Origin of the sequence: Pseudomonas sp. MWU13-2100 (assembly GCF_023242365.1) — a bacterium.
GTDB lineage: Bacteria > Pseudomonadota > Gammaproteobacteria > Pseudomonadales > Pseudomonadaceae > Aquipseudomonas.
This window is the reverse complement of the sequence record NZ_JALLIX010000002.1, coordinates 235,244-261,832: the sequence shown is the minus strand read 5'-3', so window position 1 is coordinate 261,832 and position 26,589 is coordinate 235,244. Positions and strand designations below refer to the sequence as shown.

The 26,589-nt window shown below is 60.7% G+C and carries 23 protein-coding genes; 10 read left to right on the top strand and 13 right to left on the bottom strand.

Annotated elements, in window-relative coordinates:
- Positions 1 to 129: 129 nt before the first annotated feature.
- Positions 130 to 1,002 carry a LysR substrate-binding domain-containing protein gene (locus M5B99_RS02775; protein ID WP_248802537.1) on the top strand — a complete coding sequence of 291 codons (873 nt, stop codon included), beginning with the start codon at positions 130 to 132 and terminating at the stop codon, positions 1,000 to 1,002.
- On the opposite strand, the gene M5B99_RS02770 is transcribed toward M5B99_RS02775, so the two are convergent.
- Entirely contained in the window at positions 989 to 1,648 is a 660-nt protein-coding gene (locus M5B99_RS02770; protein WP_248802536.1) for a TetR/AcrR family transcriptional regulator, read from the bottom strand. The two genes, M5B99_RS02775 and M5B99_RS02770, sit on opposite strands and share 14 nt — an antisense overlap.
- A 90-nt stretch (positions 1,649 to 1,738) precedes the next feature.
- Between M5B99_RS02770 and M5B99_RS02765 the strand changes: the two genes are divergently transcribed.
- Positions 1,739 to 2,779, top strand: coding sequence for an SDR family oxidoreductase (locus M5B99_RS02765; RefSeq protein WP_248802535.1), 1,041 nt, complete (start codon positions 1,739 to 1,741; stop codon positions 2,777 to 2,779).
- A 39-nt stretch (positions 2,780 to 2,818) separates the two neighbouring features.
- Here the strand turns inward: M5B99_RS02765 and M5B99_RS02760 are convergent, their stop codons facing one another.
- The gene (locus tag M5B99_RS02760; RefSeq protein ID WP_248802534.1) at positions 2,819 to 3,490 is read right to left on the bottom strand and encodes an NADPH-dependent F420 reductase; all 672 of its coding nucleotides are present in this window, start codon (positions 3,488 to 3,490) and stop codon (positions 2,819 to 2,821) included.
- A 100-nt stretch (positions 3,491 to 3,590) separates the two neighbouring features.
- Between M5B99_RS02760 and M5B99_RS02755 the strand changes: the two genes are divergently transcribed.
- The gene (locus M5B99_RS02755) at positions 3,591 to 4,484 is read left to right on the top strand and encodes a LysR family transcriptional regulator (protein WP_248802533.1); all 894 of its coding nucleotides are present in this window, start codon (positions 3,591 to 3,593) and stop codon (positions 4,482 to 4,484) included.
- Here M5B99_RS02755 and M5B99_RS02750 read toward each other — a convergent pair.
- Positions 4,481 to 5,335, bottom strand: coding sequence for a transporter substrate-binding domain-containing protein (locus M5B99_RS02750; protein ID WP_248802532.1), 855 nt, complete (start codon positions 5,333 to 5,335; stop codon positions 4,481 to 4,483). The genes M5B99_RS02755 and M5B99_RS02750 overlap by 4 nt on opposite strands.
- A gap of 81 nt (positions 5,336 to 5,416) precedes the next feature.
- Entirely contained in the window at positions 5,417 to 6,205 is a 789-nt protein-coding gene (locus M5B99_RS02745; RefSeq protein ID WP_248802531.1) for a 2OG-Fe(II) oxygenase, read from the bottom strand.
- A gap of 106 nt (positions 6,206 to 6,311) precedes the next feature.
- Here M5B99_RS02745 and M5B99_RS02740 point away from each other — a divergent pair, with 106 nt between their 5' ends.
- Positions 6,312 to 7,208 carry a LysR substrate-binding domain-containing protein gene (locus tag M5B99_RS02740; RefSeq protein ID WP_248802530.1) on the top strand — a complete coding sequence of 299 codons (897 nt, stop codon included), beginning with the start codon at positions 6,312 to 6,314 and terminating at the stop codon, positions 7,206 to 7,208.
- Positions 7,209 to 7,329: 121 nt separating this feature from the next.
- On the opposite strand, the gene M5B99_RS02735 is transcribed toward M5B99_RS02740, so the two are convergent.
- Positions 7,330 to 10,266: a TIM-barrel domain-containing protein gene (locus M5B99_RS02735; protein ID WP_248802529.1), complete on the bottom strand. Its 2,937-nt coding sequence runs from the start codon at positions 10,264 to 10,266 to the stop codon at positions 7,330 to 7,332.
- Between the two features lie 96 nt (positions 10,267 to 10,362).
- Positions 10,363 to 11,985 carry a hypothetical protein gene (locus M5B99_RS02730; RefSeq protein ID WP_248802528.1) on the bottom strand — a complete coding sequence of 541 codons (1,623 nt, stop codon included), beginning with the start codon at positions 11,983 to 11,985 and terminating at the stop codon, positions 10,363 to 10,365.
- 189 nt (positions 11,986 to 12,174) lie between these two features.
- On the opposite strand from M5B99_RS02730, the gene M5B99_RS02725 reads away from it, so the two are divergent.
- Entirely contained in the window at positions 12,175 to 12,327 is a 153-nt protein-coding gene (locus tag M5B99_RS02725; RefSeq protein WP_248802527.1) for a hypothetical protein, read from the top strand.
- A 15-nt stretch (positions 12,328 to 12,342) separates the two neighbouring features.
- Here M5B99_RS02725 and M5B99_RS02720 read toward each other — a convergent pair whose 3' ends face one another.
- The 3 genes from M5B99_RS02720 to M5B99_RS02710 form a co-directional block, all read right to left on the bottom strand.
- Positions 12,343 to 14,046 carry an amidase gene (locus M5B99_RS02720; protein ID WP_248802526.1) on the bottom strand — a complete coding sequence of 568 codons (1,704 nt, stop codon included), beginning with the start codon at positions 14,044 to 14,046 and terminating at the stop codon, positions 12,343 to 12,345.
- A 149-nt stretch (positions 14,047 to 14,195) separates the two neighbouring features.
- Positions 14,196 to 15,374 carry a cystathionine gamma-synthase gene (locus M5B99_RS02715; protein ID WP_248802525.1) on the bottom strand — a complete coding sequence of 393 codons (1,179 nt, stop codon included), beginning with the start codon at positions 15,372 to 15,374 and terminating at the stop codon, positions 14,196 to 14,198.
- Positions 15,371 to 16,747 (bottom strand): pyridoxal-phosphate dependent enzyme, encoded by a 1,377-nt coding sequence (locus M5B99_RS02710; RefSeq protein ID WP_248802524.1) that lies wholly within the window; start codon positions 16,745 to 16,747, stop codon positions 15,371 to 15,373. The genes M5B99_RS02715 and M5B99_RS02710 overlap by 4 nt, the downstream gene beginning before the upstream one ends.
- Before the next feature lie 259 nt (positions 16,748 to 17,006).
- Here M5B99_RS02710 and M5B99_RS02705 point away from each other — a divergent pair, with 259 nt between their 5' ends.
- Positions 17,007 to 17,738 carry a type 1 glutamine amidotransferase gene (locus M5B99_RS02705; RefSeq protein WP_248802523.1) on the top strand — a complete coding sequence of 244 codons (732 nt, stop codon included), beginning with the start codon at positions 17,007 to 17,009 and terminating at the stop codon, positions 17,736 to 17,738.
- Positions 17,739 to 17,759: 21 nt separating this feature from the next.
- Here the strand turns inward: M5B99_RS02705 and M5B99_RS02700 are convergent, their stop codons facing one another.
- Entirely contained in the window at positions 17,760 to 18,470 is a 711-nt protein-coding gene (locus M5B99_RS02700; RefSeq protein ID WP_248802522.1) for a murein L,D-transpeptidase catalytic domain family protein, read from the bottom strand.
- A gap of 143 nt (positions 18,471 to 18,613) precedes the next feature.
- Between M5B99_RS02700 and M5B99_RS02695 the strand changes: the two genes are divergently transcribed.
- Entirely contained in the window at positions 18,614 to 20,191 is a 1,578-nt protein-coding gene (locus tag M5B99_RS02695; RefSeq protein WP_248802521.1) for a L,D-transpeptidase family protein, read from the top strand.
- 179 nt (positions 20,192 to 20,370) lie between these two features.
- Positions 20,371 to 22,575, top strand: a complete 2,205-nt coding sequence (locus M5B99_RS02690) for an OsmC domain/YcaO domain-containing protein (RefSeq protein WP_248802520.1) — start codon at positions 20,371 to 20,373, stop codon at positions 22,573 to 22,575.
- A 52-nt stretch (positions 22,576 to 22,627) separates the two neighbouring features.
- Here M5B99_RS02690 and M5B99_RS02685 read toward each other — a convergent pair whose 3' ends face one another.
- Complete coding sequence (locus M5B99_RS02685) at positions 22,628 to 23,128, bottom strand: GNAT family N-acetyltransferase (RefSeq protein ID WP_248802519.1); 501 nt, start codon at positions 23,126 to 23,128, stop codon at positions 22,628 to 22,630.
- Between the two features lie 157 nt (positions 23,129 to 23,285).
- Entirely contained in the window at positions 23,286 to 24,251 is a 966-nt protein-coding gene (locus M5B99_RS02680; protein ID WP_248802518.1) for a GlxA family transcriptional regulator, read from the bottom strand.
- Between the two features lie 107 nt (positions 24,252 to 24,358).
- On the opposite strand from M5B99_RS02680, the gene M5B99_RS02675 reads away from it, so the two are divergent.
- Together M5B99_RS02675 and M5B99_RS02670 are read left to right on the top strand one after the other, a co-directional pair.
- Complete coding sequence (locus M5B99_RS02675) at positions 24,359 to 24,910, top strand: thioesterase family protein (RefSeq protein ID WP_248802517.1); 552 nt, start codon at positions 24,359 to 24,361, stop codon at positions 24,908 to 24,910.
- Between the two features lie 107 nt (positions 24,911 to 25,017).
- Entirely contained in the window at positions 25,018 to 25,764 is a 747-nt protein-coding gene (locus M5B99_RS02670; protein WP_248802516.1) for an EcsC family protein, read from the top strand.
- A gap of 17 nt (positions 25,765 to 25,781) precedes the next feature.
- On the opposite strand, the gene M5B99_RS02665 is transcribed toward M5B99_RS02670, so the two are convergent.
- On the bottom strand, positions 25,782 to 26,588 hold the full coding sequence (locus tag M5B99_RS02665) for a helix-turn-helix transcriptional regulator (protein ID WP_248802584.1): 807 nt from the start codon (positions 26,586 to 26,588) through the stop codon (positions 25,782 to 25,784).
- Position 26,589 lies beyond the last annotated feature (1 nt).

The window sequence follows — 26,589 nt, the reverse complement described above, 5'->3', positions numbered from 1 at the left end:
CTCACCTTTCAGTTAAGTATTATTTATGACTGAAAACCGCTGTCGCGGAACAAGGCTCATGCTATGACTTCATAAATAGCGCAACAAACGATAGATTTAGCGGATAACTGATTAGTAAGGCTTATCAATATGCTGAAGCATTGGCCTCCTTTGAACGCCCTTCGCGGCTTTGAAGCCGCGGCGCGCCTGGGCAGCTTTCACAAGGCGGCGCAGGAGTTGCACCTGACGCAGTCCGCCATCAGCCAGCAGATCCGTCACCTGGAAACCTATCTCGAGCAGCCGTTGTTTTTCCGCAGTGGCCGCAGTGTCAGTCTGACCGACGCCGGAGATGACCTGTACAGCACGACCCAGTCGACGCTGCTGCAGTTGTCCGTCGGCATCCGGCGCCTGGAGCAATACCGCAAGCCCAACCAGTTGGTGGTCAATACCACCCCGGCGTTCGCCCGGCACTGGTTGCTGCCCAGGTTGGCGGATTTCCATCGGCAGTACCCCGATGTGGACCTTTGGCTGTTCACCAGCTTCGAGCCGCCGGACATGGCGACAGAAACCATCGACCTTGCGATTCGCGACGACCTCGTCGCCCAGGTCGATTGCAGCTATCAGGCGCTGTTCAGTGATCGTCTCTATCCGGCTTGTCATCCTGATCTGCTGGAGGTGCCCGCCGAGCAGCGCACCACCTTGCATGGCGAGCGGGAAATGGACTGGAGTCACTGGGTAGTGCAGGGCGGGGAGGATGTCGGCCAGCGCAGTAACGGATTGAATTTTTCCGACCCGGGCCTGTTGCTCGATGCGGCCTGCGCGGGCAATGGGATTGCCTTGGTCAGTCAACTGTTGGCCGCGAATGCGCGAGCCAATGGGCTATTGCAACCCTTGTGCGAGCAGCGTGTTCCCGGCGCCAACTGGGTTTGCTTGATCCATCGCGACAGTGAAAAAAACTCGCTGACCCGCCGCTTCACTGCATGGTTGCAAGCAGCCCTGCAAGCCGAGGTCAATGCGCAGTAGCGGGCGTCGCGGCGGTGGCTGACGACTCAGCGTCAGCGCTACTGGCCAAGACCCCCCTCAAGAAAACCATGATCATCCGCCCCGGAGCCTGGGGCGCATACACCACCTGCTGCAGCGCTTGGCCATGGGCAAGTGCCATCAGGCCCGCCGCCAGTGCTGCTGGCTCCACCGGGGGGATCTTGCGCAACCGGGCAAACACCCTGGCAACCAGTCCGCCCAGCGCTAGCCGATGACCGTCCCACACCTGCCGGTATTCCTCGGCGAAGGCCGCGCTGCGATTGGCGTGCAATTGCAGCTCCACCGCCAACATCGCCCAGTCGGCATCCTGGTCGAGGGTCGTCGACCAGACCTCCAGGCCCGCCAGTACATCGCCATCCAGGTGTTCCGCCGCCTCTATCAAGGCATTCAGTTGCGTGGCTTCGGCTTGCATATGTTGGTGCAGAAGTTCCAGTAACAGTGCTTCCTTGCTGGCGAAATTCGAATAGAAACCCCCTTGCGAATAGCCGGCCTCGTCGGCGATATCCCGAATCGAGGTACCACCGAAGCCGCGTTGCACGAACAAGCGTCGTGCCGCCTCGACAAGGCGTTCGCGGGTCTGGGCCTGGCTTTCTTCACGGCTGAGCCGTTTGCGGGTCTGTGCGTTCATGGGCGTCAAAATATCACTTGAGCTTTTAAATTCAATCGATATGATTTCTAGATATCATTTGATATCTAAAAATCAATCGAGCTTTTAATCATGTCCCAGAACACCGCGTTTGTGACCGGCGCCACCGGACTTCTCGGCAGCAACCTGGTTCGGCTGCTGATCGAGCGGGGCTATGGCGTCGTTGCCTTGGTGCGTTCACTGGAAAAAGCCAGGCGACAGTTTCCCGATCTGTCCGGCATCAGGCTGGTGGTCGGTGACCTGGATAATGTGGCGGCCTTCGCCCCGACGATGCAGGGCTGTGTGGTGGTGTTCCATACCGCCGCGTTCTTCCGCGACAACTACAAGGGCGGGCGCCATTGGCAAACCTTGCAGCGCATCAACATCGACGGCACGGCGGCGTTGATCGAGCAGGCCTACCAGGCCGGCATCCGGCGGTTCGTGCAGACGTCTTCCATCGCCGTGCTGAATGGCGAACCGGGAGCCATTATCGACGAGACCGACGAGCGTGATCCCGCCGGCGCCGATGATTACTATCGCAGCAAGATCCTGGCCGATCAGGCCGTGCGTGCTTTCTGCGCGTCTCACTCGGCGATGAACGCGACGTTTGTGCTCCCCGGTTGGATGTGGGGCCCCGGTGACCGGGGACCGACTTCATCAGGGCAGCTGCTGCTGGATACGGTGCGCGGCAAGTTACCGGGGCTGGTGCCGGGGAGCTTTTCGCTGGTGGATGCCCGCGACGTTGCCTCGGCCTTGCTGGCGGCAGCCGAACGTGGGCGGTCTGGCGAACGCTATCTCGCCGCGGGCCGGCACATGACTATGGCTGAACTGATTCCCTTGATCGGCCAGATTGCCGATGTGCCCACTCCTCGACGCAAGTTGCCCGTGGCATTGCTCTATCTGATTGCGGGTATACAGGAGCTGATTGCGGGCTTGAGTGACAAACCCGCTTTGCTCAGCTTTGCCACCGTGCGCTTGATGCTCAAGGAGGCCGGCCGCAGTCATTTCAATCCGCTCAAGAGCCAGCGGGAACTGGGCCTGGTTTTCCGGCCGCTGGAACTTACGCTGCGCGATACACTGGCCTGGTACCGAGCGCATGAGTGGCTATCGGAGTCTGCGGGCGCGCGGCCTTGAAACACCGGGCGCTATTGCCCTGATCCGGCTGGCATGCCGTCAGGGCTGGAGACGGCGCCACGATCCCTCGGGCAACTCGATCTGCCGTTGGGCTGCCGCCAAGGCAGCCGTCAGTCCCGCTTTATCCAAGGGGATGCAGTAGGCGGGTTTGGCCCGCTCGAATCGCCAGCTTTCATCGAGGCTACCGGCATCCACCGTATCGAATCCCATGTCGTCCAACAAATTGATCACCAGGGCCTTGGCGACCGGATCGTCCGCGGCAATCGGTAGCGCACGGCGGTCGGGCGCGCCTTTCGGGCGCGAGTCTTGCCCCAGGTCCTGGGCGAGGATGGCGTTGAAAACCTTGACCACCTTGGCCCGCGACAGATGTTCGGCGAGCAGGCGACTGGTGGTGGTCTCGAAGCGATCCAGCGCGGCAATCCGGCCGTCTCGTTGCGGGTAGTAGTTGTTGGCATCGAGGACGATTTTGCCCTCCAGCCACTGGGCCGGCAGGCTGCGGTAATGTGCCAGGGGGATGGCCACGAGCACCACGTCGCCAAATTCTGCGGCTTGCTCCACGGTGCCGACCTGACTGGCGGGAATATCACTGAGCACACTGCTCATTGTCTGTGGGCCGCGTGAGTTACTGAGCATCACCTCGTGTCCCGCGGCTATCAGCAATTGCGCCACTGCACGTCCGATAAACCCTGCCCCAATAATGCCGATGCGCATGTCCTTACTCCTTTGCTTGGTTGGAAGACGCTATGATGATTGGCGATCAATGGACGATAAATCGCCATTCAGGACTTAGTCTTGTTACCAGGAGTGTCGAATGTTGGATCGCCTGACGGGCATGAGCGCTTTTGTGATGGCTGCGGAATCCGGCTCCTATGCCAGTGCCGCGGAGCGTTTGGGCATCTCGCCGCAGATGGTGGCCAAGCATGTCGCCGCGCTTGAACACAGGTTGGGCGCGCGATTGCTGAACCGCACGACCCGGCGGCAGAGCCTGACCGAGCTGGGGAATGCCTACTATGAGCGCTGCAAGCATATTGTCAGCGAAGCCCAGGCTGCCGACTCCCTGGCGCAGATCATGAGCGACACCCCTCGGGGCAAACTGAAAGTCACGGCTCCGGTGACCTTCGGTTCCTATAGCCTCATGCCATTTGTGACGATTTTTTTGCGTCACCACCCTGGGGTGGAAATCGATCTGCATTTGACCGACCGCTACGTCGATCTGGTGGAGGAGGGCTACGAAGTGGCGTTTCGGATCGGCCCCTTGGCCAACTCGAGTTTGACCGCCCGGCCATTGGCGCCGTATCGACTGCTGGCCTGTGCCGCACCGGACTATCTGGCGCAGCGCGGAACGCCATGCACACCCGCTGATCTCGAGAATCATGAATGTCTCGGGTATGCGTATTGGTCGCGCCCGGCCGATCGCGAATGGCAATTCAGCAAAGACGGCATCGTTTACAAGGCGCCAGTCGCCAGCCGTTTGCAGGTCAACGAGAGCAAGGCGCTGCTGTCAGCAGCGCTTGACGGGTTTGGCATTGTCCTTGGCGCCGAAGATTTTCTTGAACCGGCGCTGCGAAGCGGCGAGTTGGTGCGATTGTTGGCGGATTTCGATGCGCCGAACCGACCCATGCATTTGCTTTACACGGCAAATCGTCAGCGCACCGCCAAGCTTCGGAACTTTATCGATGCGGCACTCAGCCACTTTGCAGGCTAGGGCGCGATATCGGCCTTGAACCATTTTTCCGAGAGCTTCTTGACCGTCCCATCCGCCAAGGCCGCGCTCAAGGCCTGGTTGAACCGGGCCTTCAAGTCCCCGTCGGCCTTTCTGAAGGCCAGCGCTTCACCGGGGCCCCAGATCGGCCCGCCAATCTTCGGCCCCACCATCCGCACCGCCTGGTTTTCCGGATTTTGCAGCGCGGACGAAAAGAACGTCACGTCGTCAAAGGCGAAATCGATGCGACCGGCGTTCAGGTCCATCATGTGCTCACCGGACTTCTTGTAGGTCCGGATGGTCGCCACGCTTTTGAAGTTTTTCTCCACGAAGTCGGTGTAGGCCGTGCCCGACTGGATGCCGATGGTCTTGCCTTTGACCAGCGCCTTGAGTTTGTCGATGGCGGCCTGATCCTGGACTTGGTCACCGCTGAGTCTGAGCGTCTGTGTGCTCGGCGTGGCCGAGATCAGCGCCGGCGTTGCACTGACAAACACACCTTGGGTGGCCGCATAGGGTTGCGAGAAGTCGACGATGGCCTGGCGCTCCGGCGTGATGACGATGGCGTCCATCAGCATGTCGAACTTACCGGCATTCATCCCGGCGATCATGCCGTCCCAGTCCTGGGCCTGAAGCTTGCACTCAAGCTGGATTCTCGCGCACAGGTCCTTCAGCAACTCAGGTTCGAAACCGGAAATTTCGCCGTTCGGCAGGGTGCTGTTCCAGGGTTCATAAGCCCCCTCGGTGGCGACCCTGACGGTAGTCCAATCCTTGGCCGCGGCCAGTCCGGTGAAAAGCATGCCGCTCAGGGCGCAGCAGGTAAAAAGGGTGCGGGTGGAGCGAGTGATGGCGTGCATGTGTTTCCCCAAAGAGTTCGAAAAGGTTCGGCAGGGGCAAGCGGTGTCGGCTGATCTTTTTATTTGAGTGGTGCCCGGGGATCAGGCTGTTCGGCCATAGAAACCCAGTTGTTCCTCGGCACTGAACAGCACGCCGGGCTTTTCGTAGTAGGAGAACACCGCGACCATGCGCTCGCGCGGACCGCGCACGGGGGTGACGCGATGGGCCGTATTCTTGCCGCGGAATACATTCAGCGTGCCCGCGCGCAACCTGAGTGTCTGCACCAGCGGGTCACGCCCCTCGAGCAACTCGGCGACGCCGGCATAGTTGGGATCATCCGTGCTGCGCAAGTCGCTGCGATATTGGAATTCTCCGCCTTCCTCAGGGGCCTGGAGCATCAGTGTGGTGGTGAATTCAGAGCGATCGAAGTGCCAGTTCAAGGTCTCGCCGTGGCGATAGCTCATCACGTTGACGCGGGCCAGCGGGTCGGCCATCAGGTGCAATTGCGGCTTCTCCATCACCGCGGCCAGGAAGGCCAGCAGCGGCGGGTACTCGTACACCTCGTTCACCAGGCTGTCCTTGAGCTGGTCGGCGCACAGGGTATGGCTGACCGTCTCGACCTGGCGCAGTGCCGGGTGATCCGCCGGCAAACCCTCGATCTTGGGTTTGAAGTAGATGTTGTGGGTGCGGCTGTGGGTATGGGACTCACGATTCATGCTCGGTCGAATGCGCTCAGCCGCCTGGCGCACCGCGTCGGCCATGATGAACCCCTCCAGGTTGAACATGCCGTTGTGCTTCAATTCAGTACGGCACTTATCGACCAGTTCATTCCACGCAGCGCTGCCTTCGCGGTCGAGTGGAAAGCGCTCAAGATCCATGACGTTGTTCATGATGACCCTCTCGTTGTAGATGGCTCCAACTTACCCCACGAAAAACTTCGCAACAACGGCACAAATTGTTAGGCTCTCCCTGGTAAAACTTAGGGGAAGAGCGCTTATGCAACGCTTACCACCGCTCAATGCCGTACGGACATTCGAGGTCGCCGCGCGCCTGGGCAGTTTCGTCCTGGCGGGTGCTGAACTGGGGGTGTCATCGGCGGCCGTCAGCCAGCAGATCCGTCATCTGGAAGACTTCTTCGGCAAGAAGCTGTTCGTGCGCAACGGCAATCGCCTGGCCCTGACCGATGCAGGCTTGGCGATGTACCCGCAAACCTCGCGGGCGTTGAACGAAATTGCCGCGATGACCCTGCGCACCCTGGAAGGCGAGATTCGTACCCGGCTGATTGTCAGCGTGCCGTTTTCCCTGGCGGAATGTTGGCTGGCACCCAAGCTCATGGAGCTTGTCGAGGTCTACCCGCAACTGTCGGTCGATGTCCGTGTGGAGGATGACCCCGTTGATCTTGCCCGGCATGACGTGGACCTGCGCGTCAGCTACGGGGACTATCACTACCCGGCGTGCGAGGCGATTCCCTTGTTCCATGACGAAGTGCTGCCGGTGTGCGCGCCGGAGCTGTGGTACCGACATGGCAACAAGGACTTTGACCTCGCGGCTGTTCACCAAAGTCTGTTCATTCATACGCAGTGGGGGGCCAATTATGCCTCGCACCCTACGTGGAGCGACTGGTTTGCCGCCGAGCGCCTGGAGCGCCCGCCGGACCCGGCCCATGGGCGGCGGTCGGGGTTATCGAGTTTGTCGGTGACGCTGGCCAAGTTGGGTATGGGTATCGCGTTGGGGCAGAAGGCGATTGCCCAGCGGGAGCTGGAGGCGGGGCGCTTGATCGCGCTTTCCGCCGTTTCGTTGCGGCTTGGGCATGGATATTTTGCCTTTGTGCCGGGGGCCAAGCGGGGTCGGGGGGATATCGAGCGATTGCTGGCGTTGTTGGGGGACAACTGAACGGCACGAGACGGCTGAACACCCTGGCCATCCATCTGCCACCGTCGAGTGATTCTTGCCCGGCGCGTAATGACCGATCGAGGGGGCACCTCCAACCGAAGGCGGTGCCCCGTGACCTCTCTCAGGGAAACAGCAACTGCAGGGTAGTGTCCGCACGGGTATCGAAGATCTTGGTGTAGACCTGTTTTATCGTGCTGTTGTAGTAGTACGCATTGACGCTCGACTGCTCCAGCGCCTGGGGGCTCTCCACGTTGTCGAGTGATTTTCCGTCGAGGCTTACCGACTGTGGCGCTTCGGCGCCGAGCAGGGAAACGAAATAAAAGGGTTCGGCGGGCAGGTAGTGATCGTGCGTGCGCTGGATGCGGATGTTCTGGCCATTCGCGATGCCGGTATGGCTGATTTCGCTCAAACGGTAGGCTTGAGCGGTGGCGTATTGAGTACTGGAGCCATCGTCCAGGTAGAGCGTGTAGGTCGAGTCCTGGCCAGGGTAGATATTGAAGGTCAGTGGATTGACCTCAAGTTGCCCCACCCACTGTTCCAACTGGCGCATCGGCAGGATCGCACCGGCGCGTATGTAGATCGGCACCTGGTCAAGATCCGCATGATAGCCCATGACCAGGGTTCCACCGTCGATCGGTGCCTCGAGGGGGAAATCGTCGTCCATGAACGCGTACCACTGCGACCCCGCGGGCAGGTAGATATCGCGCACGGGTGGGCTGGGCGGGCTGGCGGTCTCGTGCGGGGTGATGATCGGGGCCACGAGGATATCGCGGCCAACGAAGAACTGATCGTTCAGGTAGTCATAGATCCGCGGGTCCTGCGTCTCATTGAGGAACAGGGCTCGGGCGATCGGCATGCCGGTCTGCGTCGACTGGTATAAGGCGTCGTAGTAGATCTGCAACATCCGATAGCGCAGTTCGACGTACTTCCGGCAATTGCTCGGCACCGGCTCGGCGTAGTTGAAGGGTTCCTGGAACTGCTTGACGTAGCCGTCATAGTGATTGCGGTACCAGGGCAAAAAGGAGCCGAGCTGCATCCAGCGGGTGAACAGTTCGTAATTGGTGATCAAGCCTTCGCCGACGCTACCGTCGCCCGGGCCGAACCCGCCAATGTCGCACCCCGAAAGCGGAATGCCCGACAGTCCCAGGTTCAGTACCTGCGGCAGGTTGATCTGGAGGAAGTCCCAGCTGGAGGCCGAGTCGCCGGTCCACAATGCCGCGTAGCGCTGCACCCCGGCATAACCGCCACGGGCAATGATGAAGTTGCGCTGCTGCGGACGCAATTGGTTGAGCCCGTTATAAGTGGCCTCACTGAGCAAAAGGGCGAAGGCATTGTGCACTTGGGCGTGCGCCACGCTCTCGCCGAAGCTGGTCACCATCAGGTCCAGGGGCGCGGTCTTCCAGGGCGATAGTACGCGGTTCTCGTTGGGCGGAGGCGCTTCTCCGTACGCCGGGTTGCTGTCGGCTGTATCGTTGGCACTCTGCTGCATCTGCGGTGTGTCGTAGTAGGCGTAGATGGCCGGATCGGTCATGTCCTGCCAGACCATCTCCAGTCCCGCGGACAACAGGTACTGGTACTGCTGCCCCCACCAGGTACGGACCTCGGGCCGGCCAAGATCGGGGTAGTAGCCACCGGAGCCGAGCTGTGTCTCGTGGTTGCCGTTGGCCTGCAAGGGGGGGTAGGAGTAGGGGTTGCTGCCGTAGTTCACGCCGTAGTTTTCTTCCCCGACGAACAACGAACCGTCCGTTGGCAGGCCGGCGCGGACATTGCGCAGGAAATAGCCCTGCGCCACGCCTTCGTCCCGCGTGGGGTAGGGCGCTTCCTCGCCGGTTTCATCGAGGGGGTTGTTGCTGATCATGGCCGTGATGTTGGTGCTGCACTTGAAGCCGTTGGCCTTGAGGTTGGAAAACAGCACGCCCAGTCCAGGGAACTTGATAGTACTGCTGGTAAACGTCCGATAGTTGTTCTGCAAGTCGATATCGATGTGCAGCCCGTCGATCGGGATACTGGCGTTGCGGTAGGCGTCGGCCGCCGCGCTGAGTTTTTCCTGGTCGTAATAGCCATAGCAGCCTTGGTGGTAGCCCAGCGCGTATCTCGGAGCCAGCGCCGGCCGCCCCGTCAGTTGGGTGTATTGGTCAACGACCTCTGACGTCTGGTCGCCGAGCATGAAGTAATAGTCGAGCTCACCGTACAGGGCGCCGAAATAGTACATGCCGTCCATGTCGGAGTAATCATTGGCGCCAATGTTGAAATAGGACTGCGACGGGTTGTCGAAGAACAGCCCGTAGCTGTACGCCGGGCCGGCATTGACGCCCTGTGGGCAGGGGTTGTTCTCGATCAACAAGGGCACGGAGCAGTAAAGCGGCTCGCTGGGGTTGAGCGGCCCGGACTGCTCGCCCTGCGCCAGCGTATCGGAGAGGTATTCGAAGTTATCGAAGTTGAACTGGGTCAGGCTGAAGCCGTTTTTGGCCAGTTGGGCCCCGGCCTTTTCGCCAAAACCGAAGTAGTAGGCATTCACCGGCGTTTGCTTGAAGTTGGCAATGACTTCATGGCCCGGCAGGTAGACCAGGTTGTAGTACTGATTGTCATCGGTCGTATCGCTGTGCACCAACTGCGGTCCGCTGCCATTGTCGCGAAAGACTTGCAGGGCATAGGGTTGCAAATTGATGCGCAGCTGCAGGGCGCCGGTATCGATCAGTAGAAGGTCCTGGGTGTTCTGCAGGATGTTGAGCGTCACCGGGCCGAGATCGCGATTGATCACGGCATATGAATTGTCAGTGTCGTAGCTGGCATTCGCCGCGGGGTTGAAGCGAATGCGGAAACAACGGGGAGACAGGAAGGACAGTTGCAGGCTGACATCGTTGTTCTGCGCGCTCAGCAGAAAGCTGTTGCTGGCCCGCGTGATGGCGCCGACGTTACCGAATGGCGTCCACTGTCCGAGGTTGGGGGTGAAGTTGTTGGTCGTCACGAACTGGTAGGTGCCAGCTGGATCGGTTTGCAGAAAGTCCCTGGCACCGTTGGCGCTCAGGTAGGCTTTTTGAGTAAGGGGCCGACTCATGATGAAGTTCCTCCGTGGAATGGGTTGAGCGCTGGGATACTGCGCACGCTTCCCCGGGGGCCCTTCACAGGCGCCCCGGTAGGGTGCTCAAGCCTCTCAGGGGCTCGGCTTTGCCTCCGTGCCGTCGGTGCGGAAATGCGCCAGTTGTTGAAACGTCCAACTGAAGTCAGCGCTGGTCGGACCATTGAAAGTCGCCGTTTTGACGCCGTTGGCACCCAGGGTGTAGGCGCTGGCGATACCCGCCGAATAGTGGCAGCCCATGCAGCTCTCGGTGGCGAAAACATGGTCGGTCACTGCCGGCCCGCCTTCCTCTTCCTGCCCCACGGGCTGATTGCCCTGCTGGAAATAGGTTTCCATGATCGAGTTGGCCAGATAGACCGGGGTCGGCTTGCCGCCGGACTTGTTGTCGATGCTCCCCGGCAAGGTGCCCGGGCCCGGGGTGGTCGGCGGCGCGGCGGGGTCTGTCGGCCATTGGGTGTTGATCAGCTCGTAGTATTGCCAGACCGAACCCATGTCACGCAGCAAGGCCTGGGCTTGTCGATTGATCTGCTCGGTGGCGGGGGGAATGGGTATCACACGGGTCACTTGCGTGCGCAACTGGCCTGTGGCCGGATCCTTGGTCGGCGGATAGCTGTTGACCAGGCAAGTCGCGCAGTCGGGATTGTTGAAGGATGCTCGCAGGTGCTGCGGCTTGCCATTGACCTGAACGGTCTCGAGTGAGTTCACCTGCAGGTTGTCGACGTGCTCGAAGGTTGACCAGCTCCATTGCGGCGAGGTGCCGGTCTTGTGCGCGATGTGCATGCCCACCAGGCCGACCTGTGCATCGTGCCAGCCCTTGCCGTCGTCGTTGAGTATCATCGCGGTGGTGGTGAAATAGCGTTGCGGGATATCACCGGCCGCTTCATCCAGGATGCGCCAGGCGAGCTTGATCTCGATCGCGCCGGGTTGCTCGGGACGATTGAATGATCCGGCGGGCATATTCAAGGCGTTATGCGTGTTGCTGAAGGCGATCTGCCCATCGAAGTTGTAGAGCTGGTTCTGCACGATGTATTGGGTTTCGGTATCGTTCATCAGTATTTCGTAATGGGCCTGCTGGCCATGCTGGTCCCAAAGTGGATGGGTAAAGGCCTGTCGGGTCTCATCCAGGACCGTCAGCGCCTTGGTGGCGCTGATGATCGACAGAATACGTTTGCTGCGGTCGGTGCTCGTAGCCGCCATTGGCCCCAGGGGCACGCCATGGCGCGCCGTCACGGCTTGACGCAGGGGCCGTGCCGCCTGTGTTTCGGTCAGCATCGAGGGCGGTGGCCGGCCGTCTTCCCGGAACAGCTCGAATGACTCGTGCCAGCGTGTCCAGGCCGGTGGGCCAAATGCCAGGTCGGCAATGTGTGGCGCAGGCTTGCCTTGTTCGCCTGTCGGCCAATTGATTGCCAGGAATTGTTGCCAGGAAAAGATATCGAAGACCCGTTGCACCTGGGCGAACTCGCCATTTTTCGTCAGGGTGCCGATCAGCGCGGGGTCGACGTCCGACGGAATCACCGGGCTCAGGGGGGAAGGTAAATCCGGGGAGAACACAGGTCCGGTCTGGGCGGCTGCCAGCTGGGTAGCCAGCAACAGTCCTGAGAGAGCCAATCCGGCGAGGCCGTGTCGGATGAACGACGAGCAAGGCTGATGGATCAGACTGCGCCCCATAGCACTGCTAAGGCGATCAACGCTTTCCATAGGTCATATCCTTGACTGGGTGCGCGCAGAAAACTGGAGCACAAGGCGACTCACGTCAGCAGTCCTGCTGCCGCGCTCAAGCATTCGGACTTCGGGCCGCACAAGCGGCTTATGCCCGGATACTCGAGTTCATGTCTTGACGTTGTGATGCGCCTAGCAGGGTTTAGCAGGCGGTTGTGGGAGCGTCAAATGCGAAGTCGCATTTATCGCGGATGGGGGCCTGCGGCGTTGAGGCAGGATGCGCCGCAGCTCTGCGTCGATGCCAAGGGGTTCGACCGGATTGCCTTTCACCAGCAGCTCAACGAAAGTGCGCTGAAGTTTTTTTCAACGCATATCCGTTAGCGTATCAAGCTCGTCTTATGCCAGCGCCGGGGTACGCGGCGGGATCAAACGCTTGCTTGCAGTCGACTCGAATGCCGAAGCCAGGTGAAGCAGCGCCGAGTCGTCATAAGCACGACCGGCGAAGGTCAGGCCGACCGGCATGCCGATATCCGCCATGATGCCCATTGGCACGGTGACCGTGGGCACGCCCAGATGGCGGATGGCGAGGTTGCCGTTGGCCACCCAGATACCGTTGCTCCAGGCGATATCCGCCGACTTTGGATTGATATCGGCATCCGCCGGACCGACGTCGGCCACCGTCGGGAAGAGCACCGCATCGAGCCCCAGGCGGTCCATCCACTCCTCAAGGTCGATGCGACGGGTCTGTTCAAGCCCACGCAGTCCGTCAGGCAAGGTGCTGATCTCGTTCCACGGGGTAATCCCGCGCTCGGCCATGCGCACATACTCGTCCATGCCGGCGGCCAGGTCGCCTTCGCGGTTGGGCAGGGTGCCGGGGTCGTGGGGGAAAATCTTCGGCCCGTCCACGTCCACCAGGCGGTTCAACGCGGGATCGCCATTGGCCCGCAGGAAATCATCGAAGGCCCAGGCCGACAGCTCCCACAACTCATGGTGCAGGAATTCCTTGGACACCAGGCCGCGGGTGAACACGGTCGGCGTACCCGGACGATCGCCTTCGCAGTTCGAGACCAGCGGGAAATCGACCTCGACCACCTCGGCACCCGCCGCTTCGAGCGCCTTGCGCGCGGCTTCCCAGAGGGCAATCACCGACGCTCGGGTGTTGATGCGCTGACCTGTCGGGCCACCGATTCCCGGCGCATCGCTGGTGCCGGCTTGAGGGTCCGCGTTGATGAACATGCGTGGCACGCCGAAGCGTTTGCCAGCGAGTGCATCGCTACCGGCGGCCAGTGCGCCATAGGATTCGGGACGCACCGCGGCCACGCTCGGAATCGGCACCCAGGGCTGCATCCGCCACAGATCACCGCGGGTATCGGGATCCTCCGCCACCACCACGTCGAGTACTTCGAGGAGGTCGGCCATGGTCCTGGCATATGGCACGACGACGTCCATGGTCGGGGTCAACGGCCAGTTGCCGCGTACCGAGATCACGCCCCGCGAAGGGGTATAGGCACACAGGCCATTGTTCGACGCCGGGCCGCGTCCGCTCGACCAGGTTTCTTCAGCAAGGCCGAATGCGGCGAAACTGGCGGCAGTCGCCGTCCCGGCGCCATTCGATGAACCCGAGGCGAAAGGCGCGGTGAGGTAGTCGGCGTTGTACGGGCTCTCCGCCCGACCGTAGACCCCGCGCTGCATGCCGCCGTTGGCCATGGGCGGCATATTGGTCTTGCCCAGGCAGATCGCGCCACCTGCGCGCAGCCGCTCGATGGTGAACGCATCGCGCTGGGCGACCAGCTTGGCGAAGGCCGGACTGCCGGAGGCGGCGGTAAGCCCCTTGACCAGATAACTGTCCTTGGCCGTATAGGGAATGCCGTCGAGGGGTCCCAGTGTCTCGCCCTTGGCCCGGCGGGCATCGGACGCCCGGGCTTCGTTGAGGGCCTCGGGGTTGCGGACCACCACCGCGTTGAGGGCGGTAGGCGTATCGGTGCCGTCGTAGGCGTCGATCCTGGCGAGGTAGGCCCGGACCAGTTCAACCGCCGTGGTCTGGCCGGATTCGAGCGCAGCGCGCAGCTGGGCAATGGAAACTTCGGTTACTTCGATCATGTGGTTATCGCCGACTGCGGAGGGGGGCGGGGGGAGTGTTGGTGTCATAGGGGCGCTTGGGTAGCTCAATCAACCCGATGGAAAATGCATCTTAAAAGAAAGGAGGCAGGCCACCAAGTTTCGTTGGCGGCGGCCCGTACCCCCATGGCTCAGATCCGCGCCAAGGCCTGTGCCAGATCCGCCCGCAGGTCCTCGACGTCTTCGACACCCACCGACAAGCGCACCAGCCCATCACCGATACCGAGTTGCGCGCGGATGTCCGCGGGAATGCTGGCGTGGGTCATGATCGCCGGGTGTTCGATCAGGCTTTCGACGCCGCCCAGGCTCTCGGCCAGGGCGAAGATCTGCACGCTTTCCAGGAACCGCTTGGTACCGGCCAGGTCGCTTTTCAGGTCCACCGAAATCATCCCGCCGAAACCGCGCATCTGCCGGCGTGCCAATTCGTGCTGCGGGTGTGACGGCAGGCCCGGATAGTAGACCCGCGCCACCTGTGGCTGACGTTCGAGCCAGGTCGCCAGGTCCAGGGCGTTGCTGCAATGACGCTCCATGCGCAGCGACAGGGTCTTCACGCCACGCAGGGTGAGGAAGGCGTCAAATGGCCCGGCAATGGCCCCCACCGAGTTTTGCAAAAAGCCCAGACGCTCGGCGAGTTCGGCGTTTTGCCCGACCACCGCGATGCCGCCGATCACGTCGGAGTGGCCGTTGAGGTATTTGGTCGTCGAGTGCACCACGATGTCGAAGCCCAGCTCCAACGGCCGCTGGATCCAGGGACTGGCAAAGGTGTTGTCGGCGACGCAGAGGATGCCGCGGTCGCGACAAATGCGGGCGACGGCGGCGAGGTCCGTGAGGCTCAGCAGGGGGTTGCTCGGTGTCTCGACCCAGACCATCCGCGTATTGTCCTGCAGGGCTGCTTCGAAGGCGCCGAGGTCGGTCAGGTCGACGTAGCTGAAGCGATGCCCGGCGCTGCGTTGGCGCACCTTGTCGAACAGGCGGAAGGTGCCGCCGTACAGGTCGTTGCCGGAGACCACATGGGCGCCGGCATCGAGCAGTTCGAGCACGGTGGAAATCGCCGCCAGCCCGGAGGCGAAGGCGAAGGCCCGGGTGCCGCCTTCAAGATCGGCTATGCAGCGCTCCAGGGCAAAGCGCGTCGGGTTGTGCGAGCGGCCGTAGTCGAAGCCTTTGTGCACGCCAGGGCTCTCTTGCAGATAGGTGGAGTTGGCGTAGATCGGCGGCATCAGCGCGCCAGTGGTCGGGTCCGGCGACTGCCCGGCATGAATGACACGGGTGGCGAAGGCGCGGGGGGCGGCGGACTTGTCGTGTTGACTCATGCCAGGGATCTCCGTAGGTGATTGAGCAGGTCGACGCGGGTAATCAGGCCATGAAAGCCCGAGGCGTCGGCGATGATTGCCACCAGTCCGCGGGCCAGTTCGGCCTGCAGTTCCGCCAGGCTGGCGGTGGGGGCCAGGGTTTGCAGTTGGTCGGTCATGACACTGGCCACGCTCAGCCGAAAGTGCGTCGCGTCGTCATGCATACCCAGCAGGATATCCGATTCGTCGATCACGCCTACCAGTCGTTGGCCGTCCACCAGCACCGGCAGTTGCGACACGTCCGCCAGGCGCATGCGCTGGAAGGCAGTGAGCAGGGTGTCGTCCGGGCCGACGCTGATCACCCGACCATCCTCGAAGCGCCGCGCGATCAGATCGCGCAGGTCGCCGTAGTGCTTGTATTTCAGCAGGCCCTGGTCGTTCATCCACTGGTCGTTGTAGACCTTGGACAGGTAACGGGTGCCGGTGTCGCAGACGAAGGTGACGACGCGCTTGGGTTCGGTTTGCTCGCGGCAGTAGCGCAGTGCCGCGGCCAGCAAGGTACCGGTCGAGGAACCGCCGAGGATGCCTTCGGCGCGCAGCAGTTGGCGGGCATGGTCGAAGCTTTCTTCGTCGCTGATCGAGTAGGCTTTGCGCACGCTGGACAGGTCGGCAATCGACGGAACGAAGTCTTCGCCGATGCCTTCCACGGCCCAGGAACCCGCGGTGCCGATGGTGCCGCTGCGGCTGTATTCGGCCATCACCGAGCCGAGCGGATCGGCCAGGACCATGGCCAGGTTTGGTTGTACGCGTTGAAAGAAACGGGTCAGGCCGGTCAGGGTGCCGGCGGAGCCGACACCGACGACGATGGCGTCCACATCGTGCTGGGTTTGCGCCCATATTTCCGGCGCTGTACTGGTTTCATGGGCCAGCGGGTTGGCCGGATTGTTGAACTGGTCGGCGAAGAACGCGTCGGGAATCTCTTTTGCCAGCCGCGCGGCGACATCCTGGTAGTACTCGGGATGGCCCTTGCCGACATCCGAGCGGGTGATATGCACCTCGGCGCCCATGGCCTTGAGATGCAGGACTTTTTCGGTGGACATCTTGTCGGGCACCACCAATACCACCCGGTAACCCTTGGCCCGGCCCACCAGGGCCAGGCCGAGACCGGTGTTGCCGGCGGTGGCTTCAACGATGGTCGAGCCGGAGCGCAGGCGGCCATCGCGCTCGGCCGTATCGATCATCGCCAGGCCGATGCGATCCTTGATCGATCCGCCAGGGTTCTGGCATTCAAGCTTGAGGAACAACGTGCACGGTCCGGTATCGAAGCGGCTGACGCGCACCAACGGCGTATTGCCGATCAGTTCGAGCACGGCGGGACGGGAGTTGTTCGGCATGTGTCACCTCGTTACGGGGGGAGTTCGTATTGGATGGACAGCAGGCTGGGGGCGCGGGTTGCAGATAAATGTATCGTTTGGAACATAGGCCGGGATTGCACCGGCTGCAACCGCAGGAGCGCATTTGGCCCGATGTGGCCGTGCGATATTGGCCAATGCTCTGGAGCGGGACGCAGCGTTGTTCTATTGTCAGTGACCGCTGCCAGACCTCATTCTCAAGGGCGGGTGCCAGACAGGGATTATCACCAGAGGAGTTGCAATGAAGGTTCATTTCGTCGTTCATGAAGCATTCGAGTCGCCGGGTGCCTACGAAGCCTGGGTTGAAGCACGTGGCTACGAGGCCAGCTACTCGCGTGTCTATGAGAGCTCCGCTTTCCCGGACGTCGATAACATCGATCTGCTGGTGGTGCTGGGCGGTCCTCAGTCACCGGCCACCACCCGGGAAGAGTGTCCGCACTTCGATGCCGCCGCCGAATGTGCGCTGATCGCCAAAGCGGTCATGGCGCAAAAGGCCGTGGTGGGCGTCTGCCTCGGCGCCCAACTGCTCGGTGAGGCCCTGGGCGCCAGGTTCGCTCACAGCCCCGAGAAAGAGATCGGCAAGTACCCGATCAGCCTCACCGAGGCGGGGCAGGGTAACGACAAGGTCGCTCATTTCGGCGATATTCTGGAAGTCGGGCATTGGCACAACGACATGCCGGGTCTCACCGAAAACGCCAAGGTCCTGGCCTACAGCGAAGGCTGCCCAAGGCAGATCATTGAATACGCCCCGCTGGTGTATGGCTTTCAATGCCATATGGAGTTCACCCACGATGTCGTCGAGCGGCTTATCGCCGCGTCCGAGAGCGAACTCGCGACGTCGACCGAGCGCCGTTTCGTCCAGCAACCGGCAGCCCTTCGTGGCAATGACTATGGGCAAATGAACCAGAAACTCTTTGGCTTTCTGGACAAGCTGGTGGCGCAGTACCGGTTGTGCCAAGGCCATCCGCGCTAGAGGCGCTGCGTCCCCTGGGAGTCAACCGCCAGGAGCTGTGGCACTGGCCATCTGCTGGGGCTTGCAGTTGAGGTAGGCCGAGGACTTCAACCAGTGCCGGTCGGGGTACCAGACAAACATGTACTGGCCGTCCTTGAGTTTGTCGACCACCTGCCGCGCAACTTGCGGGCGTACGGCGGGGCAGCCCTGGCTGCGGCCGAGACGGCCTTCGCGCTTGCTCCACAGGGGGCTCACGTAGTCGGCCGCGTGGATCACGATGTCACGGTCGCGGGCCAGGTCATTGAAGCCCGGTTCCAGGCCGTCCATGCGCAGCGAATAGCCATGGGTGCCTTCATAGGTTTCCTGGGTGCGGAACAGGCCCAGGCTGGATTGATAACTGCCGACCTGATTGGAAAACTGGGTGGCGAAATTTTCCCCGGACTTCTGCCCGTGGGCGACCAGGTCGCGTAGCACCAGGGTCTTTTTGCGCAGGTCGAAGATCCACAGGCGCCGCTTCGTCGAGGGTTGCGAGTAGTCGATCACCGCCAGGCGCTCGGATTGTTCGAGGCCACTGTTGATGGCGCATTGCATGGCGTTCAGGGCGTTTTTCAGGACCAGGGGGTTGAGTTCCGGAGCCGCCTGCGCGAGTCTGCGGTACAGCGTCGGTTCAAGGTCCTTGGCGGCCAGGGCAGAACTGCAGGTTACGGCCAGGGTCAGAGTGATCAGGCAGAGTCGGGAGCAAGAAGTCAGCATGTTGAAAAGTGCCTCAGCCGTCAGTCCAGGCTCGCGCCTCCCACCGGTCTTCGGGCAGCGTGGTCACAGGCTGCCTGAAGGTTTTTCGCTTCTGCTGCAGCTGTGAACTATCAATGCGACGACCGTGGATTGGAGTCAAGCCGTTGTTCAAAAAACACGCATATTACTTGAGCATTTGCCTGTTCGTGACGCCACTGGTCGCGACAGCCGAGGACTTGCTCACGGATCCGCCCGCGCCTTTGCCGGCGTTCCTGGCGCAGTTGTCGACCGATTGCCCGGGCCTGGTTGCACAATTGGACGCTTCGGTACAGCAGCGCTTGCAGGCGTTTTACCAACTGCACAATGATGCGCCCGTCTGGTCCTCCGGTGGGCGTCTGTCGGCCCTGCAGGAACAGTTGCCGTTGTTGGCCGATGATGGCCTGGACCCGGCGCGTTATCCGTTGCCCCAGGACAGCGGGGCCGGCAACGCACTGTGTACCGATGTCGAGATCAGCTGGCAGTATCTGCAAGCGTTGCAAGACCTGCGTTACGGTCGTTTGCAGCAGGCGCGCTTCGAGCCGCTCTGGCATGCACAGCCGCCGATGCGGGACGTCGATGCCCAGGTGCTGAGGCTGGCTGCGATCGGGCTGCAGGACATGGCCCAGGCTTTTGATCAGGCGCGGCCGGATGTCGAGTTGTACCGAAGCCTGCGGCGTGCCTACGCGGCGCGGCGCCAGCAGCCATTGGCCCATTGGCCGGCGATCGCCGGCGGTCCCTTGCTGCGTCCCGGCATGGAGGACGCGCGGATACCCGCGCTGGCGCAGCGAATGCTCGCCGAGGGCTATCTGGAGAACCTGCCCGGCGGTCCTGAAAAGGTCTACGGCGAGGAACTGAGCCGTGCGGTCAAGCACTTCCAACTGAGCCATTCGCTACAGGGCGATGGGGTGATCGGGCCGGGCACCTTGACTGAGCTGAATATCAGCCCGGCGCTACGGCGCGAGCAGTTGCGGATCAACCTCGAACGCTTTCGCTGGCTGGCACCGGACCTGGAGCCCGAGGGGGTGCTGGTCAATGTCGCGGCGGCTCAGTTGAGCGTCTATCACAACGGCGCGCCGGTGTGGCAGACGCGCCTTCAGGTGGGCCGTGCCGATCGACAGACGCCGCTCCTGAAATCGCGGGTTACCCGGCTGACCCTCAACCCGACCTGGACCGTGCCGCCAACCATCATGCGCGAGGACAAGCTGCCGGCTATCCGCCAGGATCCGACGTACCTGAGCCAGCAGAACCTGCAGATACTGGACAGTGCAGGCAATCCACTGGCAGCGGATGCCATCGACTGGGAACGGCCTGGCAATATCATGCTGCGCCAGGAGGCTGGTCCGAGGAACCCGCTTGGCAAGATTGTCCTGCGTTTCCCCAACCCCTTTTCCGTGTACCTGCACGACACCCCCAGCCAACCTCTGTTTGCCAAAGGCCCGCGGGCTTTCAGTTCGGGCTGTGTGCGGGTCGAGCAGCCGATGCACCTGCGCGACCTGTTGCTGACCCCGGCCGAGCGCGCACGGACCGATGAGTTGCTGGCCAGCGGCATCACCCACGAATACCGACTGACCGTGCCGGTGCCGATCCTGCTCGGTTACTGGACGGTACAAGTCGATAGTGACGGCGCCTTGCTCTATGCCCCGGATATCTATGGACATGATCCGCTGCTGTTGAAAGCGTTGGGAAGCGTATCGAGTCGTTGAGCGTTGCGCGAGCAAAGCAGTCTTTCGGCAACGCGGTTAAATGGACGTCGTAACGGCGACCGAACAACTGGAGAGTGGATGGGGCCGATCAGCGGCCGTGGCTGAAAAGCACAAGACTTCCGACTGAAAAACCGGATAATGGCGGCCAATTATTTGTCTCGTTATTTTGGTAATCCCGCATGGAAATCAAGGTCAATTTTCTCGACAACCTTCGGCTTGAAGCCAAATTCGATGACTTCACGGTGGTGGCCGATCAACCCATCCGCTATAAGGGCGATGGGTCGGCCCCCGGCCCGTTCGATTACTTTCTGGCTTCCTCGGCGTTGTGTGCGGCTTACTTTGTGAAGTTGTACTGCGACACGCGCAATATTCCCACCGATAATATCCGCCTTTCGCAAAACAATATTGTTGATCCGGAAAACCGCTATCACCAGATTTTCAAGATACAGGTCGAGTTGCCGGCGGATATCTGCGCCAAGGACCGCCAGGGCATTTTGCGTTCCATCGACCGTTGTACGGTAAAAAAGGTGGTGCAAACCGGGCCTGAGTTTGTGATCGAGGAAGTGGAAAACCTGGATGCCGATGCCCAGGCATTGCTGATGCTGAGTCCGGTTGCGGACGCGGCCACCTATATTCTGGGCAAGGATCTGCCGCTGGAACAAACCATCGCCAATATGTCGGGCATCCTCGCCGGCTTGGGCATGAAGATTGAAATCGCTTCATGGCGCAATATTGTGCCCCATGTGTGGTCGCTGCACATCCGCGATGCGCACTCACCGATATGTTTTACCAATGGCAAGGGCTCGACCAAGGAAGGCGCGTTGGCGTCGGCGTTGGGCGAGTTTATCGAGCGATTGAATTGTAATTTCTTCTACAACGATCAGTTCTGGGGCGAAGAGATCGCCAATGCGGCGTTTGTGCATTACCCGAACGAGCGCTGGTTCAAGCCTGGCCGCAAAGATGCGCTGCCGGCTGAAATTCTCGACGACTATTGCCTGCAGATTTACAACCCCGATGGCGAGTTGCGTGGCTCGCATCTGATCGATACCAACTCCGGCAATGAAGAACGCGGTATCTGCTCGTTGCCGTACGTGCGCCAGTCGGACGGCGAAGTGGTGTATTTCCCGTCCAACCTGATCGAAAACCTGTTTCTCAGCAATGGCATGAGCGCCGGCAATACGTTGGCTGAAGCGCAGGTGCAATGCCTGTCAGAAATCTTCGAACGTGCGGTAAAACGCGAAATCCTGGAAGGTGAAATCGCACTACCTGATGTGCCGCAGGAAGTCCTGGCGAAATACCCCGGCATCCTCGCCGGTATCCAGGGCCTGGAAGAGCAGGGCTTTCCGGTGCTGGTGAAGGATGCGTCGCTGGGCGGGGAATTCCCGGTGATGTGCGTCACTCTGATGAACCCGCGTACCGGCGGGGTGTTTGCTTCGTTCGGGGCGCACCCAAGCTTTGAGGTGGCGCTGGAGCGCAGTCTGACGGAGTTGCTGCAGGGTCGCAGTTTTGAAGGCTTGAACGATCTGCCCCAGCCCACCTTTGAAAGTCACGCGGTGATGGAACCGAATAACTTTGTCGAACACTTTATCGACTCCAGCGGTGTGGTGTCGTGGCGCTTTTTCAGTGCCAAGTCGGATTTCGAGTTTGTTGAATGGGATTTCTCCGGCCAGGGTGAAAACTCCAACGCCGAGGAAGCCGCGACGTTGTTCGGAATTCTCGAAGGCCTGGGCAAAGAAGTCTACATGGCGGTGTATGAGCATATCGGCGCAACGGCCTGCCGCATTCTGGTGCCGGATTACTCGGAAATTTATCCGGTCGACGATTTGATCTGGGATAACACCAACAAGGCGTTGTTCTTCCGTGCCGATATTTTGAACCTGCACCGCCTCGACGATGCCGGCCTTAAGGCCCTGCTTGAGCGTTTGGAAGAAAGCGAGCTGGATGATTACACCGATATCACCACTCTGATCGGTATCGAATTTGACGACAATACGGCCTGGGGGCAGTTGACGATTCTGGAGTTGAAACTGCTGATCCATCTCGCCTTGCAGCACTTTGACGAGGCGAAAGAGCTGGTGGAAACCTTCCTGCAGTTCAACGACAACACGGTCGAGCGCGGGTTGTTTTACCAGGCCTTGAACGTGGTGCTGGAAATACAGCTGGATGACGAACTGGAACTGGAGGACTACGAGGTCAATTTCCGTCGGATGTTTGGTAATCCGCGGATGGACGCAGTGCTGGGTTCAGTCGACGGCAGCGTGCGCTTCTTTGGCTTGACGCCGACGAGCATGAAGCTGGAGGGGCTCGATAGACATCTGCGCCTGATCGACAGCTACAAAAAACTGCACGCCGCGCGAGCCAGGGTGGTGGCGTTATCCAGTTAATGGCATTGACAAAAAAGTACCTCGGGTGTTTTTTTATTATCGCGGCCAGACTCTAGAGCGAAAGGATGAGTCGACATTCATCCTTCGTTTTGTCCATCCAGAACTCATGCTCGACCCGGAATCCGCACCGGCTCAGTACTTTTTGTGAACCGATATTGTCCTTGTATACAATGGCCAGTAGTTGCGTAAGGTTCCAGTACGCCTGTGCCTCCTGGATGAGGTGCTGCAAGGCCAGTGTGGCGAGGCCCTGTCCGCAAAAGCGTTGATCAATCCGATAGCCCACTTCCGCGCAACCCTTCGGTGAATTGATGTTTTTCAAGTTGGCTCGACCGACGATACCCCCACTGGAGTCTTCGATAACAAAGGGGTGCCAGGCGCCAATGGCAAAGTCGGACAAATAACACTGGATATGATCGGCAACCCCCTGTCGTGAATAGAAGGAAGGGGCACGCGCATCAATTTGAGATTCGAACCATTCACGGTTATCGGTTTCAAATGTCAGCAACGCTTCAATATCAGTACTTTCCAGCTGGCGAACGTTGAATGTTTTCACTGGCGTGCATCTCCTCGCCAAACTGTCCCTGGTTTTCGGTCTCTGCCGCCGGAGTATTAATCAGTCTAACTTGGATAATCAATACCTTTTGGACGTCCTCCGTGGTGACTGCTCTACGGCTGTTTCGTAGCAATAACGCTTGCCATGCGGCGGTCCATCAACTCGTAGCGGACTGAAATTGCTTCCGGTAAGCGGCGGGCAGCAGGCCGACGCGCTGTTGAAAGAGCCTGCGGAAGGAGTTGCTGTCTTCGTAACCCACGGCGTTGGTAATGCTGCCCACGCTCATGCGGGTCGACTCAAGCAACTGCTTTGCCCGCTCCAGCCGTAGTGTCTGTAGATAGAGCAGGGGCTGGTAGCCCGTAGCGTCCTTGAAGCGTCTCTTGAAATTCCTGACACCAAACGCGAATTGTTGAGCGACGTCATCAATCAGCACCGGCTGCTGGAAATGTGCCTCCAGCCAGTGCTGAACCCGCAGTATCTCTTCATCCCCGTGAAATTTTGGCGGCGTCCATGTGGCATAGGTCGACTGCTGGGTTCGTACCTTGTCGACCAGCAAATACTTGCTGCACTTGCGGGCCAGATCGAGCGACGCGAAGCGCCGGACCAGAAACAGCAGAAGGTCCATGGCGGCGCTCGCACCGCCGCTGGTGATCAAGCGATTGTCCTCGTAAAGCATCTGCGCTTCATCCAGGCATGCCTGGGCATAACGGCGACGAAAGAGGTCGGCAAAGGCCCAATGGGTGGTTACCCGGATGCCGTCCAGCAGACCCGACTCGGCCAGCATGAAGGCTGCCGTGCACATGGACGCCAGCACTGCCCCTTGCGCATGCTGTTGCCGTAGCCATGGGCCATGAACGGCGAAGGTCGGCAGGGCGTCTTTCAGGGTGAAAAGAAAACCCGGGATCAGCACCAGATCGGTATGGGCTATTGCGCTGATGGACCGGTCCACCCGCAGCTTCTGTCCACCCCAGGCCGTGACATCAGTTCCGTTCAGCGAAGCACAGACCACCTCGAACGGTGGGCTGGCGGTGTCGGCGAACAGGTTGGCGGCACTCAGCACTTCAAGAGCCAGGGTGGCGCTTGCGGCGGAGCATTGATCAACCAGGAGCAGCGTGATGTGCATGAAGGTCTCTTTGCGTTTTTCGCATGAAATAAGTCATTTATGCACCTACTGTAACCCAACCGGCTCCCCGTAAAGTAAGCCGCTCTTTCCCACCCATCGGTGTATTCATGAATTTGTGGTTCAGACTTCTGCTCATGCTGTTTCGTCGCCCCTGGCGCAAGCCCGTTGACGGCTTGGCCTCCACCGTCATACGCCTGCGTGTCTGGCCGTCGGATCTCGATCTCAACCGGCATGTCACCAATGGTCGGTATTTCAACCTGGCCGACGTCGGGCGCATGGACTTCGTGCTGCGCAGTGGTGCCTATCGCGTGGCCTTGCGTCACCGGGCCGTGCCGATCGTGGGGGATACCTGGGGCAAATTTCGTCGCGAGCTGCGGCTGTTCGAATCCTTCGAAATTCACAGCAGGATCCTTGGTTGGGACCACAAGTGGAGCTTTATGGAGCACCGCTTCGTAAGCAGGGGCCGGGTGGTGGGTACCGTGGTGATGCGCGGCCTGTTTCGCTCTGCCCGGGGCACGGTGGCGCCGAGCGAGTTCGTCCGCGAGATGGGGCTGACCGAGCAGCCGGCGGATATGCCTAAATGGCTGACGGACTGGTCAAACTGCTGTGATGACATGAGTGCCGAGATACGAGAGAAAGAGCAGCAAGTGGCATCATGACTTGCCATTTCCATGCAGTGGCCGCACCTTGATATCGTTGCCACAAGGATGCGCTGGAGCCCTTTGTCCTGCAGCGGTCCTGCCAACCCAGTATCGAGTACGGATTGATGAGCTTCTCGGAAGACGATCGAAATGAGCTGCAATGCGCGAAGAATCTGCTGGAGAACCCCGGCTTCGTGGCCAAGCTGACGAACATTATCGGCATGCCCATCGAGGTCGCTCTGGCACAGTTGCCCAACAGCATCACCAAAAGAATTGCAGGCATCACTCAATCAGCGTTGGTGAAGGCCCTCGATGCGGCGGTTTTCACCATGAAGGATATGCCGGGCGAAGGGCCTTCCAATCTCTGGCACAAGACCGGTATCGCCGTGAGCGGGGGCATCGGGGGCTTTTTCGGTTTTGCCGGACTCAGTGTCGAGTTGCCGCTTTCAACCTCAATCATGTTGCGCTCCATTGCCGATATCGCCAGGAGTCATGAAGAGCGCATTGATACCGACGAAGCCAAGCAAGCGTGCCTGGCCGTCTTTGCACTCGGCGGTCGATCAGCTAAAGATGATGATTCGGAAACCGGTTATTACACCGTGCGGGCAGCGTTGGCGAAGTCCCTGTCGGATGGCTCGATTCTCAAGTTGATCGCCACCATTGCCGAACGATTCAGTATCAACGTGGGCGAGAAAGCCGCCGCACAGGCCATACCGGCGATCGGTGCGGTGGGTGGCGCACTGATCAACCTGGCCTTCATCAATCACTTCCAGGACATGGCGCGCGGGCATTTCATTGTCCGAAAGCTGGAGCGGCGCTACGGACAGGAGGCGGTGCAACGGCTATACCAGTCCCTTCCAGCACGCGGATAACAGACCGACCCGTTGCATCATCCGCGCATGTCTCGCGGACTGACCCCCAGGCGCTGCCTGAAAGCCGTGGCCATGTGCGCCTGGGAGGCAAAGCCGCAGGCCTGGGCGATATCCGCCAGGCGCTTCGCCGGGTCGCGCAACAGGCCCCGGGCGCGGACGAGGCGTCGATCGATCAGGTAGCTGTGCGGGCTCTTGCCGGTGGCGTCCTTGAACGCACGTATGAAGTAGCCTTCGGATAAGCCCAGCATCGCCGCCATCGCCTGCACGCCCAGCGGCCCGTGGAGCCCGGCGTCAATGAACTCATCGAGCAGGCGCAGCCGCCGGGCGGTCATCGAGCCCCGCAGCGGGGCCGCCGACACAGTATCTCCCATCGCTCGTTGAACCAGGGCCAGCGCCCAGGCCTCCCAATCGTCCTCCGGCGAGGCTCGCAACAACGCGCTGCGCATTTGCTGGGCGAGGGCAAGCGCCTGTCGATCAATACGGTTGTTGAAAGCATGATCCCCCGCCAGCGGCGTGCCATCGGTGCGAATCAGCCGCAGGTATTCACCGCCCTCGGGCGACTCGGAAAACACATCGCACCCGAGCGGTATGAACGCCAGGCCGTTGGGCGTGGCCGTGAAAGGGCGCACCCGGTCGCTGCCAATTGCGTGCAGGCCTCGCTGGCTGTCGAAGGCAAAACCAATAGAGGCCTGGGGCGCGATGTAGCGGGTTTCGTAGCTGGCGGCCGGTAGCAATTCGATCACCCATGGCCCGGCCTCGGCACGACGGACCGGTTCGCGTAGGGACGGTGAAGGCAAGCTGTTTCGGCGACTCATGAACACCATC